Genomic DNA, 14,046 nt, shown 5'->3' with positions numbered 1-14,046 from the left:
TGGTCGTTCATTCTGCGACAGAGGAATAACGTAAAGGGTGTTTGGAAGCAAAAGCCTTCGCGAAACAATGCTTGGAAGAGCAGGCCACCAGCCATTCGCATCCTCCCGATCATTGCAACTCGAAACGCTTTGATAAGAACCATCCTTAAAGGAGGAAATAAAATGGCAAGTGCAAACGCAACCACGAACCCTGGCGATCAGACGATGACCGACGGCATGCACATGGTGGTGCAGACCATGCTGAAGAACGGCATGGACAAGCTCTATGGCGTTATCGGTATTCCTGTCACCGACGTCGCTCGTATCGCGCAGGGCAAAGGCATCAGGTATATTGGCCTGAGGCATGAATCTGATGCAGGCAATGCTGCAGCAGCTGCAGGTTTCATCACGGGTAAGCCTGGCATCTACCTGACGGTCTCTGCTCCAGGATTCCTGAATGGCATCATCCCTTTGAAAGAAGCTACCGAAAATGGTTGGCCCGTTATCATGATGAGCGGCTCATCTTCGCGTGAACTGATCGACATGGGCGAAGGCGACTACGAAGGCATGGACCAATACAACTATGCGAAGCAGTTCGCTAAGGCTGCTTATCGTGTCGACAAGATCGAAGATATTCCGCTGGCATTCGCACGCGCGATCCGCGCCGCATCTTCTGGACGCCCTGGCGGTGTTTACATCGACCTTCCTGGCGACATGCTCGGTCAGACCATGCCCCAGGCAGAAGCCGATCAGCTCATCTATGCGGTCAATGACCCCGCTCCAGCAGTGATCCCTTCAGAGTCCAGCGTTGAAGCTGCGATGAAGCTTTTGGCTTCAGCAAAGAAGCCCCTCATCTATCTGGGCAAGGGCGCAGCTTATGCTCAGGCAGACGATGAGATCAAGCAGTTCGTCGAATCGGTAGGCGCACCTTACCTGGCAATGTCCATGGCGAAGGGTCTGCTGCCCGATGATCATCCTCAGAATGCAGCGAGCGACCGTGGTGCCACCATGCGCGAAGCTGACGTGGTGGTCATGCTGGGTGCTCGCCTGAATTGGATGCTCGGTTTCGGCAAGGGCAAGCAATGGAACCCCGATGTGAAGTTCATCCAGGTGGATATCGACCCGCAAGAGATCGACAACTCACGCTACATCGCTGCTCCAGTGGTTGGCGACATCAAGTCCACGGTGAAGCTGTTCAATGAATATCTGGCAGCACATCCCTTCAAGGCTGACCCCGCTTGGATGCAGGGCATCGTCGAGAAGAGCGAGGCTAGCAACGCGAAGTTCGCAACGCGCGTGAACTCTACTGAAGTTCCCATGACCCACTACAACGCCTTGGGCGCTATCAAGAAGGTCACCGATGCGAACCATGACGTATATATCACCAATGAAGGTGCGAACGCACTGGATATCTGCCGTGACATCGTAGACATGTACCTGCCGCGTCATCGACTCGATTGCGGCACCTGGGGTGTTATGGGCGTTGGTCTTCCCTATGCGATCGGCGCTGCGGTGACCACGGGTAAGCCGGTCATCTCGATCCACGGCGATAGCGCATTCGGTTTCGATGGTATGGAAGTTGAAACGGTGTGCCGCTACAACCTGCCGGTGACGGTAGTGGTCCTGAATAACGGCGGCGTTTACCGTGGCGACTTCGAGAACCTTGGCAACGATGGCGATCCTTCGCCTCTTACCCTTTCGGCAAAGGGCCATTACGAGAAGATCATGGAAGCATTCGGCGGCCAGGCATATTATGCGACCACTCCTGAAGAAGTAGAGAAGTACGTTGCAGAAGGTGTGGCATCCAAGAAGCCGACTATGGTCTGCTGCGAGCTCTCGATCCACTCTGGTAAGGAATCAGGTCACATCAGCTATCTGAACCCGCAGCCGGTCACTGGTCCTTTGGCAGGTGGCAACGAAATGGAAGACCTTAACGCTACTGGTCAGATCGGTTAACGAATTCATCCGCGCGAAGAGCGCTGTAGAAATGGAACTATCTGGGAGCCTTTCACCCTAAAGGCTCCCAGAGTGAGTGAAAGTTAGGAGGGGTGGTCGTGGAAAAGATAATCATAGAGGACATCGTCCCGATTCTGGTCATCATGATCTTAGGTTACATCTGTGGCAAGGTCACATTCTTCGATGATGATCAAAGGCAGGGACTGAATAAAGTTGTGTTGAACATCGCGTTACCCGCAGCTTTGTTCATTTCGATCGTCAAGGCATCACGCGAGATGCTCGCAAGTGACCTTACGCTGACGATCATCAGTATCGTAGGAATCGTTGGAATGTTCATGTTGAGCTTCTTCTTATGTAGGCTCATCTTCCATCACACCATCCAGGAAGCAGCAGTTTGTGCATTGATCGCAGGTTCGCCGACCATCGGCTTTTTGGGATTCGCGGTTTTGGACCCGATCTATGGCGCAACCGCCAGCACCGACCTGGTCATCGGCATCGTTTCCATCGTGGTGAATGCGATCACGATCCCGATCGGCTACTACTTGATCAATGTTGGTCAGCAGAAGTCGCTCGCGAAGGCCGGCAAGAGTGCAACCGCAACGGCGGGCGCTGGCACGCCAGCAACGAGCGATGCTAAGGTCCCAGTCGACGAGAAGTCCACTACTGACAAGAAGGCAGAGATCCTTGCAACTTCTTCGAACAAGGGCAAGGCGCATCACGCCATCAGCAACCCCAACGTTGCAGCAGTGGTGAATGCATTGAAGCAGCCTGTCGTTTGGGCTCCGCTGCTGGCAGTGGTCTTCGTTCTTCTGGGCATCAAGGTCCCTGACGAACTTGATCCTACGTTCGACCTTATCGCGAAGGCGAACTCTGGTCTGGCAGTTCTGGCAGCTGGTCTTGCGCTTTCTACCGTCAAGTTCAGCTTCAGCGTTGAGACCTGGTGGAACACCTTCTTCCGCTTGGTCCTGACCCCGGCAGTGTTCTTGGGTGCAGGCCTGCTGTTCGGTATGGGCGGCGACGTTGACAAGCTTTCCATGCTGGTCATGGCAGTGGCTTTGCCTCCTGCATTCTCTGGCATCATCATCTCCAGCCGTTACAACATCTACGTTCGTGAGGGCGCGTCTTCGGTGGCAGTTTCCACCGTGGCATTCGCGGTCACGTGCATCTTGTGGATATGGCTGGTCCCCGTGGTAGTAGGTATGGTCTAGTTCAAACCTACGAAATGAAACAGGGAAGTTGTTCTTACAATGGCCCATGCTCTGGCGTGGGCCATTTTTGTATAAGCGGTACGGTGATAAGTGGTGCCGCACTGCCTACGGGTTACCGATACAATGGAATGAAAGATGAGCGTGTTCATGTGATCCGCTAAGAGCACGCTTCAAGGAAAAAGGAGAAGCCCATGACCAGAAGAGCAATGGACGGCATGACCGCCGCAGCCCACGCGGCCTACGTTCTTTCCGATGCGGCGGTGATCTTTCCCATCACACCAGCATCTCATATGGCCGAGACCGTGGAGTCGTGGTCTTCCCAGGGAAAGAAGAATATGTTCGGGCAGCCCGTTGACGTGAAGGAGATGCAGTCTGAGAAAGGCGTTGCTGGTGCGCTTCACGGTGAACTGGCAGGCGGTGCGCTGGCATCCACGTTCACGGCAAGTCAGGGCCTGATGCTGATGATTCCGAATCTCTATAAGATCTCGGGCGAATTGCTGCCTGGCGTTCTGCATGTGACCACGCGTTCGCTCGCAGCCCACGCGCTTTCGATCTTCGGCGACCACCAAGATCTGATGGCTGTGCGCTCAACGGGCGTGGCGATGCTGGGAAGTTGCAACGTGCAAGAATGCATGGACCTTTCGCTCGTGGCTCACCTGAGCGCTATCGATGGTTCGCTGCCTTTCGTGCACTTCTTCGATGGCTTCCGCACGTCCGATGAAGTGGCGACCATCGACGTTATCGCTGATGCGGACATGGCTTCATTGGTCGACCGCACCAAGGTGAAGCGCTTTAGGGCATCCTGCATGGAGCCTGAGCGTTCGCAGATTCGTGGTACGGCACAGAATCCCGATATCTATTTCCAGAATCGCGAGGCAGCCAATGTCCACTACAACGATCTGGTGGATATCGTTCAGGCCAATATGGACAAAGTGGGCAAGCTCACGGGCAGGCACTACCAGCTCTTCGACTATGTCGGTGCGCCCGATGCGGAATACGTTATCGTGTCCATGGCATCGAGCTGCGACACCGTCGAGGAAGTGGTGAACCATCTGAATGGCCAAGGTCAGAAGGTGGGCCTGGTGAAGGTGCGGTTGTATCGTCCATTCTCGGCTGAGCATCTGTTGGGCGCGCTTCCCAAGACCGCGAAAGTGGTGTGCGCGCTCGACCGTACCAAGGAACCTGGATCGCTCGGCGAGCCGCTGTTCTTGGATGTTGCTGCAGCGGTGCTCGCCGCTCGTCCTGAAGTGAAGGTGATCGGCGGGCGCTACGGGCTTTCGTCCAAGGAATTCGATCCTTCCATGGTGCAGGCAGTGTTCGCCAATATGGCAGCAGCTTCGCCCAAGACGCGCTTCACGGTAGGCATCGACGATGACGTGACCCATCTTTCGTTGGATGTTGGCAAGCCGCTCGATCTGCCTCGAGCGGATATGGCTCAGGCGGTCTTCTACGGCTTTGGCTCTGATGGTACCGTCAGCGCGAACAAGATGGCAGCCACCATCATCAGTAACAATACCGACAAGTTCGTACAGGAATATTCTTGGTTCGACTCCAAGAAGTCGGGTGGTTTGACCATTTCGTATATGAGAGTGGCAGACAAGCCCGTGAACAGGCCTTATCTTATTAGCGATGCCGACTATCTGGCGTGCCATAAGGACATCTACGTGCGCCGCGGGTATTCGATGCTCGACAGGCTGAAAGAGGGCGGTGCCTTCGTGCTGAATACCTCGTGGAGCGAGGCGGAGCTTGAAGAGAAGATTCCCGCTAGCGTGCGCAAGAGCATCGCAGATAAGCAGAGCCGCTTCTTCATCATCGATGCCAATGGCATTGCGCAGAAGCTAGGACTTGGTGCACGCATCAATCTGATCATGGAAATGGTCTATTTCAAGCTCTCGGGCGCGATCGATCTTGATCTGGCCATCGAAAAGCTCGAAGAACAGATCAAAGTGACCTATGCCGAAAAGGGTCAAGCGGTGATCGAGGCAGATATCAAAGCGATCCGAAGCGCACTTTCCGAACTGAAGCAGGTGAACTATCCAGCGTCGTGGGGCAGTGCCACGGATCCGGATGCGAAAGATCAGAAAGCAGCTGTTTCGAAAGGCGCCGAAGGAGCGGCTCCGATGCCGAAAGATCCTTCCTTCGAGAATTACCTGGAGAAGGTATTTTGGCCCATCGAGCATTTGCAAGGCGACAAGCTGCCCGTTTCCGCTTTCGACCCCGCAGGCTTGGTGCCGCCAGGAACTTCACAATACGAAAAGCGTACCGTGGCGAACAATACGCCGCGCTGGGATCCGCAGAAATGCGTGCAGTGCTTCCAGTGCTCGTTCGTATGTCCTCATGCCGCTATCAGGCCCTATCTTGCAACTGAAGAAGAGATGGCGGGCGCGCCAGAGTCCTTCGTTACCGTGGATGCGAAGAATCCATCCTTGAAGGGTTTGCAGTTGCGCATCCAGAATTACGCTCAGGATTGCGTGGGTTGTGGAAGCTGCGCACATAATTGTCCTGCTCCAGGCAAGGCATTGACCATGCATCCCATTGATGAAGACCTTGCACCACAGATCGAGAACTTGAGCTTCGCCCAAGAGCACATCAGCTTGAAGGATGATCGTATGCCCGACACCACGGTGGTAGGCACTCAGTTGCGCAAGCCGCTCTTGGAGTTCTCGGGGTGCTGTGGTGGTTGCGGCGAGACCCCTTATGTGAAGTTGCTCACGCAGCTCTTTGGTGAACGCCTCATCATCGCTAACGCTACTGGTTGCAGTTCCATCTGGGGCGCCTACAGCCCCGCGATGCCGTATACCACTACGGCTGATGGCCATGGTCCGGCTTGGGGCAATTCGTTGTTCGAGGACAACGCTGAATATGGGTATGGCATCATGAAGGCGGTATCTATCAGGCGAAACATACTGAAAACTGCTGTGAAGGATGCGGTAGCGCTCGGTGCTGGTGCCCTCCCAGCGAAGGTCCACGACCTGATGGAGGATTGGCTCAAGGCCGCCGAAGATCCTGCTCGGTCAAAGAGCATCGGTGCTGAATTACTCTCGGCGCTCAAAGAAGCGCGCCCCTCGCTTTCGGCGGAGGCGGAAAAGCTGGCTGATACCATCACCGATTACGGAGAGGTGCTTGCTAAGAAGAGCGTTTGGGCTGTGGGCGGCGATGGTTGGGCATACGACATCGACTATGACGGCCTGGACGAAGTGATCGCCTCTGGTGAGAACATCAATCTGTTGGTGCTCGATACCGAGGGCTATTCGAACACTGGTGGCGAGATGAGCAAGGCAACTCAACTGGGTTCGGTCTCTGGTTTCTCGCTCGATGGCAAGCCCACGCCGCGCAAGCCGTTGGGAGAGATGTGCATGGATTACGGCTATGTCTACGTGGCTCAGGTGTGCTTGGGTGCAGACATGAACCAGTTGATCCAGGCGCTTCACGAAGCGGATTCCTATGATGGCCCCTCTATCGTCATCGGATTGTGTCCGTGCATCTCGTGGGGCTTGAAGGAAGGTATGTCCACGGTGATGTCGGCATCCAAGGAAGCAGTGCATTCAGGCTATTGGCCGCTCTTCCGCTTCGATCCACGTCTTGCAGACGCGGGCAAAGATCCGCTCATCATCGACTACAAAACGCCCGATGGTAAGCTCGAGGATTTCTTGGACGAACAGGATCGCTTCGCCACTTTGATGGATCGCGAACCAACTCGAGCTAAGCGCTTGCATAGCGAACTTTCCAAAGAAGTGATGCAAGATTTCGAGCATCTTACCCGTGAGGTAGAGGTCTATAAGCCTATAAATGATCCTTCGGCGCTTTAGGAAGCTCCATATAAGCCAGCAGCAAGATGAAGGGATATCGCTATGCGGTGTCCCTTCGTTTATTACAGGAGGGCAACCGTGGGCTTACGATTGGTTCTACGATGCTCATTGCGGGTAAGGCCAGCTTCTTTCGTGCCTAGAATGAATCTTGTACCGTTATCAAGCAAAAGGCTTGTGACAACCTACCGAACCGAGGTGTATTGATATGGCAGATTCAACGAATACCGCCCCCCTGGCTGGTATCAAGGTCATCGACTGGACGCAGGTTCAGTCTGGTCCCTCTTGTACTCAGCTCTTGGCATGGATGGGCGCAGAAGTCATTAAGTTGGAGAAAGTAAACGGCGGCGACCCAACGCGTAGCGAGATGAACGACGTTGACGGTTCCTATTCCCTGTACTTCCTTCAGCTGAATGCGAACAAGAAGTCCATTACGCTGGACATGAAGGATCCTGAAGGCAAGAAGATCCTTACCGATCTGCTGAAAGATGCAGACATCTTCGTCGAGAACATCGGTCCTGGCGATGTTGAGAAGCTCGGTTTTGGTTGGGACGAGGTCCATAAGCTGAACCCGAAGCTGATCATGGCATCTCTGAAGGGCTTCAATCAGGGCAGCCGCTTCGAGCATGTGAAGGCATTCGAGCCTGTTGCTCAGAGCGCTGGTGGCGCAGCGTCTTCCACTGGTTGGAATACGGGCGACAACACTGCTCCTACGCAGTCTGGTGCTGCACTGGGCGACTCTAACTCCGGTATGCATCTGCTCATCGGTATTCTTTCTGCGCTGCTTCAGCGTCAGAAGACTGGTGAGGGCTGCTACGTCTATCAGTCCATGCAGAACGCAGTTCTGAACCTGTGCCGTATCAAGCTTCGTGACCAGTTGATCTTGGATAACCTGGGCGAGCTTTCTTACTACGCTGCATACCCCAACATCAAGTGGGGTAAGGCAATTCCTCGTGGTGAGAATGCAGAAGGCGGCCTGGTCCTTGGCTGGTGCTACCGTGCAAAGGGCTGGGAGACCGACCCCAACGCATACGTTTACATCGTTATCCAGCAGTCTGAAAAGGGCTTCGAGGAGTTCTGCAACGCAATGGGCTTCCAAGATTGGTTGACCGACCCGAAGTTCAACACCGCGAATGCGCGTGACGAGCATAAGGCAGAAGTGTACAAGCGTGTTGAGGAATACACCATGCAGTACGACAAGTACACCCTTACCAAGGAACTGGGCGCTAAGGGCGTTCCGGTGGGCCCGGTCATGGACTGGTACGAGCTCGAGAACGACCCCGACCTGAATTCCGACGGTACCATCGTCGAGATCGATCAGGATAAGGCTCGTGGCTCCTTCAAGACCATCGGTCTGCCGTTCACGATGAGCAACTTCGCTCCTGATTATAAGCGTGCTCCTAACCTGGGTGAGAACAACGAAGAGATCCTTACTGCGCTCGGCTATACCGCCGATCAGATCAAGGAACTCGAGACCAAGCAGGTCATCGGTTCTAACAACGGCGTGAAGGCTGACCTGGTAGCTGCCAAGTAAGCACCGAAGGCTTCATGCCGAACGTAAGAAGGCGACCCAATATGGGTCGCCTTCTTTGTAGATCGATCGGGAATCTTCGGGGTTGCAACAAGTGGCCGCTAAGCAACTTCGACGATATGACCCAAGAAATCCTTGGTGCGGTCAGATTTGGGATGGTCGAAGACCTCTTCGGGAGTGCCCTCCTCCACGATCACGCCACCGTCCATGAAGATGACGCGGTCAGCCACGTCGCGTGCAAAGCCCATTTCATGCGTGACCACGATCATGGTCATGCCTTCACGAGCAAGATCCTTCATGACGGTCAAAACGCCACGAACCAGCTCAGGGTCGAGCGCGCTGGTTGCCTCGTCGAAGAGCATCACGTGGGGATCCATGGCCAGTGCGCGAGCAATAGCCACGCGCTGCTGCTGGCCGCCCGAAAGCTGGCTGGGTTTATAGTCAACGCGTTCGGATAAGCCAACCTTGGTCAACTCTTCGATCGCCTTAGCCTCTGCTTCGGCCTCTGATCGCTTCAGCACTTTACGTTGTGCCAGCATCACGTTCTTCTTGGCGGTAAGATGCGGGAACAAGTTGAAGCTCTGGAACACCATGCCCAGTTTCGCGCGTACCTTGTTGATATCCACATCCTTGGCGGTTATCTCGGTGTCTTCGACGAAGACCTTGCCCGACGTGGGAACCTCGAGCAGATTCACGCAGCGCAAGAGCGTGGACTTACCCGATCCAGAAGGACCCAAGATCACCACCACTTCACCGCGATGCACTTCCAGGTCAACGCCGCGCAGGACTTGTAGCTCATCAAAGCTCTTGGTCAGGTTCTCGATGCGTACGACCACTTCATCGGTCACGTGATGATTGTTCATTTCGCTCATCGCTACTCCGCCTTTCCGCTCTCAGTGGCCAGGGAGGAAGCGCCGCGCAATGCGGCAGAGGCGGCTTCTTTTTCGGCATGCAACTCTTCGACCAAGGAGTCTGCAGCTGAGACCGCCTTGGCTTCTATCGCCTTTTCGGCAGCACGAAGATTCTCTCCGAAGCGCGACTCGCTCGCTACCGCAAGATTGCCTTCGAGTTCAGGGTCGAGCGGGGCAGGGGCCTTGTGCTTCTTGCGTTTCTTCTTCTTGGAGCCACCCGCGTCCTTGTTTGCTAGATGATCTTCCAGATGACCAACGATCTTAGCCAGCGGAAGCGTGATGACCAGGTAGAAGCAAGCTGCAACGATATAAGGCGTGATGGAGCCAGTGGCTGCCACGATGGTCTTCGCGTACATGACCACTTCCATGACGCCTACTGCCGCAAGCAGCGAAGTGTCCTTGTAAAGCAGGATGAATTCGCTGGTCATCGTGGGGATAACGCGGCGCACGGTCTGCGGGATGATAACGAAGAGCATCGTTTGCGCACCGTTCATGCCCAGCGAACGTGAAGCTTCGAATTGCCCCTTGGGAATGGACTGGATGCCAGCGCGGAATATCTCACATAGATACGCACTCGAATTCATGGCCAGCACCACTACGCCCAGCGGGAAAGGCGGCACTTGCATGCCCGCCAGTGGCAAGCCGAAGAATGCAATGTAGATCTGCAGGAACAACGGGGTGCCGCGGACCACGTTCACGTAGGTGGTAGCGATGCCGCGCAGCACGCGAAGACGTGACATGCGCATGAGTGCCAAGATAAGGCCGAAGGGGATCGCGCAGGGGAACGCTACCAGCACGATGCCCAAAGCCATGAAGAAGCCTTTGACCACCACGGGGAAACTGGTCACCAAGATGGTGGGATCAAGGAATAGGTGGAGGAACTTGTTGGAATTCCACGCCTGGACCCATTCTTGCTTGCCCAGGTAGCTGGACAATTCTTCTGCAGGATCCACGCTCACTACATTGATAGCGGGTATTTCGCCGATCTCTTTATAGTCGCCATCAGCCAGCTCATAGGTGCCAGTAAGCTCCATGGCGCCACCAGTAGCGGGGAACTTCACCTCGTAGACTTCGAAGCGGAAATAGCCGCCAGCAGGAGCAGCGTTGTCGAAGGTCGCTACGATGGAGTCTCCCTCCTGGGAGAAGCTCGCGTCGATGTTCGTGCGCTGCATCAGGTCTTCGCCTGAGAGCATGGTGATGCGCGCGTTCTTGGTGGTGAACGATGTGCCCTGAGGAAGCGTGAGCGTGATGCCCTTGATGCTCTCATCCTCGGCCGCTTGGCCTTCCCACGTGATGCGGGTCTCGGTAGCGCCTTTTACCTCACTCGAGCCATCAGCGTTGGGGCGCGCGGTGCACTTGGCAGTGTCGAGCGCTTCAGCATCAGCGGGCAGTGCGGTGAGCCCAACGAATGCCACCGCGCAAGCGACCACGAAGGCCATCAGCACGGCAGCAGCAGAAGATATGCGTTGTTGCATGATGTGTCCTTAATAAAAAACCCTCCCCACCAAATGGTGAGGAGGGCGCGAGTTCAAGAGATTAGAACCACTTCGCGGTGAGTTCGTCGATGGTGCCGTTCTCCTGGAGCTTCTTGAGTGCTTCGTTGATAGCCTCGGTCAGCTTGGGGTTGTCCTTGGAAACGACGATCGCATACTCTTCGCCCGTTGCGCTGGTGGCTACGATCTCTGCGTTCTGGTATGCATCCTTGATCATCTTCTCGACAACAGCCTTATTGGTGCAGACTGCGTTAGCCTGGCCAGACTGCATCGCTGCGAAGCAGTCGGTGGAGTTGCCATAGGGCTGGATCACTGCGTTGGGATAGTTCTCCTGAGCGTAGACTTCGCCCGTGGTGCCAGACTGAACAGCGATGATGACGCCTTCCTGGTTCAGTGCATCTGCGGCGTTGTCCTTGGTGATGCCTTCGTCCTTCATAACGGCCACAGCCTGGTCGTCGATGTAGAAGGTGTCGGTGAAGTCGATCTGCTCTGCGCGTTCAGGGGTAACGGTGAAGCCAGACATGCCGATGTCAACCTGGCCGCCTGCGGTCACTGCAGGGATGATCGCGTCGAACTGAAGGTTCTTGTTCTCGTACTGGAGGCCAAGCTCTTCAGCGATAGCCTGACCGAGCTCAACTTCGAAGCCGACCAGTTCGTCGCCTTCAAGGTTCTCGAACGGCGGATAGTCAGGGGAAAGACCCACGACCAGCACGCCATCGTTCAGGAGGGTGTAGTCATCGGAAGAATCGGAGCTTGCGTTGTTGCTCGAGCAGCCGAAGAGGCCGAACGAAGCAACAAGGGCGCCGAGCAGGACGACCACACCAAATTTCTTGATGTTCATAGCGTTCCTTTCGTTTCTTACAGTTCACTTAGTATAAAACGAAAGTCGCACGGTTTGGAGTGGACAAACGGGGGTGTGACCCTTTTTGCCCGCTATTGTTGGTAGGGGTATTGTTCGATCAGTTCAGAGATGGTGACGAATTCATAGCCCTGGCTCTTCAGGTAGGGGAGCGCTTCACGCAGAGCTGCAACGGTCTGGGATCGGTCGCCGCCGCCATCGTGCATCAATACGATGCCGCCAGGCTGGACGCTCTTGATGCGCTCAGCGATGACATCTGCGCCTGGTCTGCGCCAATCTTCGGTGTCTACGTTCCAGCCGATCTCGCCATCGATCAGGGCCATCAGATCGGATGCGGTGTCTTGTCCGAAGTTGCCGCCGGGTGCGCGGAAGAAGAGGCTTCCCGCTTTGCCCGATATCTCTTCGATCACGGCAAGACCCTCCTCAACTTCTTGTTGACGTTCAGTGGTGCTCATCAAGTCGAGCGAGACACCTTTGCCAGAACCATCCGCATGGTCCCACGTGTGGGTTGCGATCTCGTGGCCTTCGCTGGCCATGCGCTTGATGGAATCGGAATGTTCGGAAACCTGATTGCCGATGGTGTAGAAGGTTGCTTTCGCGCCGTTCTCTTTCAGGATGTCAAGGATCTGCTCGGTGGATCCATCCCAAGGACCATCGTCGAATGTGAGCGCGATCACCTTTTTACCGTTCGTATCCGCGTTGTAGTAGACCAGGCGTTCGTCGATCTTCTCTTTGGTCACCTGATCGACGGTGATGCCCGATTCAGAACCCGTACGCGTTACCATTTCGCCATCCTGACCAGGCAAGAAGACATGGAGCGCACCCCAATCTCCTTCACGCGTATAGCTTGCGGGCAAGACAGTGGGGGCGGAATCGACATATTCTTCCATCACATCGCCGCCGTTAGAGACCACTACAGAATCGCCTTCGTTGATATGGGCATTCAAGTCGACCTGCTGTTCGTTGATCAGCGCGCTGCAGCGCTGGCCATCTCCTTCGCGGATGATCGAGTTGTCTACCGCTACATAATTGCCGGGCGTCACGCTGACGATGTTGTTGTCGAGCAGTCCTTCGATGGAGCGTTCACTGCCCTGAAGCGTTACCTTCTCACCATTGACCGTAGCCTCGATGGGGCCAGCGTAGACGATCTGATTGAATGCGAAGCAGCCGCCGAAGACCACTGCGATAGCGATAGCAACGATGGCGACGACGCGAGGTATGCCCTTCTTGCGACGGCGGGAATGCTGCGCTTGGGCATTAACGGGCAGGAAACTTCCCGTGCCCCCCTGACCAGCGTGAACGCTTTGGCTGCGGTCGTTGCCATGGCCTGGCTTGCCAGCGTTCACATGAGGGCGCGCTTTATAGCGGCCGCTTGCGGCTGTGTAGTCTTGATAGGCTTGATGGGCACCCGTTGAATGAGGATCGCTGTTCAGCTGTGCAGTAGCAGGGATGAAAGAACTGGTGCTTTCAGGGCCTTGTACTGGCTGCTGGGCAAGCTGTTGAGTTGGCTGCTGCAGAGAGCCGTGGGTGGCTGGTTGGACGGGTTGTTGCGGAGAGCGCTTAGGCGCTTCGGTGTGCGTGCCCATGACAGGTGCCTGCTGCCCTGTGCGCGAAGGGTGAGGATTCGCGTGAGCTGCCACGCGAGGAGTCTGTCCAGTAGCGTTGGGGTTTTGCGGGCTTGTCGAGCTGACGCTTGCGGCAACACGCGGAATGCCGCCGGTGCGATGAGCTGCGGGGTTCGTTTGTCCGCGGCCGATCGCTGCGTGTCTTCCCGTACCAGTGGGCTGGTCGGGGGCAACTGCAGCATGCCTGCCTGCAACGGCGGGGTGTTCGCCTGTATAAGAAGGCGGTAATTCGGAATTCACGGTAACACGAGGGATGTCGCCTGTCTTGCTGGCCTCGTATTGCTGGCGCGCGCGACCTGCGGGAGATTTAGGATGTGGGGCACCTGCGCCCGAAACCGCCGAGAAGGATGCGGATGCATGAGGGTTCATGCTGGGATCGTAGGGATTTTCGCTCGAGATCAGACGCGCACCGCTCGTTGATGACAACTCATCGCTCTGGACCACTTCGCGTTCGACCGATCGCCGTTCTGGACGACGACGCGTAGGGGAAGGGCGACGATGGGGGCGTGAAGAATGATGATCTTGAGGCATGGTCGGTCTTTCGTGTGTCTTCGCTACTAGAAATCATTCATTGAACTGGGCACCATTCTACTCCGAATTTGTAGTGAAAATGCGAAAATCCCACGCTTTGTTCATGTATAACGAAAAAATGCTCGCTTCGGGGGACGGGTTCATTTC

8 protein-coding genes are annotated in these 14,046 nt (G+C 55.5%); 4 read left to right on the top strand and 4 right to left on the bottom strand.

Annotated elements, in window-relative coordinates; genetic code table 11:
• Positions 1 to 162 precede the first annotated feature (162 nt).
• From oxc to frc, 4 genes are all read left to right on the top strand, one after another.
• Positions 163 to 1,935 (top strand): oxalyl-CoA decarboxylase, encoded by a 1,773-nt coding sequence (gene oxc, locus NFR25_RS02950; protein ID WP_251197760.1) that lies wholly within the window; start codon positions 163 to 165, stop codon positions 1,933 to 1,935.
• A 98-nt stretch (positions 1,936 to 2,033) separates the two neighbouring features.
• Complete coding sequence (locus NFR25_RS02945) at positions 2,034 to 3,143, top strand: AEC family transporter (RefSeq protein ID WP_251197759.1); 1,110 nt, start codon at positions 2,034 to 2,036, stop codon at positions 3,141 to 3,143.
• 191 nt (positions 3,144 to 3,334) lie between these two features.
• Entirely contained in the window at positions 3,335 to 6,952 is a 3,618-nt protein-coding gene (nifJ, locus tag NFR25_RS02940; RefSeq protein ID WP_251197758.1) for a pyruvate:ferredoxin (flavodoxin) oxidoreductase, read from the top strand.
• A gap of 205 nt (positions 6,953 to 7,157) precedes the next feature.
• Positions 7,158 to 8,483 carry a formyl-CoA transferase gene (gene frc, locus NFR25_RS02935; protein ID WP_251197757.1) on the top strand — a complete coding sequence of 442 codons (1,326 nt, stop codon included), beginning with the start codon at positions 7,158 to 7,160 and terminating at the stop codon, positions 8,481 to 8,483.
• Positions 8,484 to 8,581: 98 nt separating this feature from the next.
• Here the strand turns inward: frc and NFR25_RS02930 are convergent, their stop codons facing one another.
• From NFR25_RS02930 to NFR25_RS02915, 4 genes are all read right to left on the bottom strand, one after another.
• The gene (locus NFR25_RS02930; protein WP_275556931.1) at positions 8,582 to 9,352 is read right to left on the bottom strand and encodes an amino acid ABC transporter ATP-binding protein; all 771 of its coding nucleotides are present in this window, start codon (positions 9,350 to 9,352) and stop codon (positions 8,582 to 8,584) included.
• A 2-nt stretch (positions 9,353 to 9,354) separates the two neighbouring features.
• Positions 9,355 to 10,866, bottom strand: a complete 1,512-nt coding sequence (locus NFR25_RS02925; protein ID WP_251197756.1) for an amino acid ABC transporter permease — start codon at positions 10,864 to 10,866, stop codon at positions 9,355 to 9,357.
• Positions 10,867 to 10,927: 61 nt separating this feature from the next.
• Complete coding sequence (locus tag NFR25_RS02920) at positions 10,928 to 11,725, bottom strand: ABC transporter substrate-binding protein (RefSeq protein WP_251197755.1); 798 nt, start codon at positions 11,723 to 11,725, stop codon at positions 10,928 to 10,930.
• A 92-nt stretch (positions 11,726 to 11,817) separates the two neighbouring features.
• Positions 11,818 to 13,899 carry a polysaccharide deacetylase family protein gene (locus NFR25_RS02915; protein WP_251197754.1) on the bottom strand — a complete coding sequence of 694 codons (2,082 nt, stop codon included), beginning with the start codon at positions 13,897 to 13,899 and terminating at the stop codon, positions 11,818 to 11,820.
• Between the last annotated feature and the right edge of the window lie 147 nt (positions 13,900 to 14,046).

The sequence above is a fragment of the Anaerotardibacter muris genome (assembly GCF_943192915.1).
GTDB lineage: Bacteria > Actinomycetota > Coriobacteriia > Coriobacteriales > Eggerthellaceae > Anaerotardibacter > Anaerotardibacter muris.
Note: the sequence above shows the minus strand (reverse complement) of the source record. Positions and strands in the feature narration are given on the sequence as shown.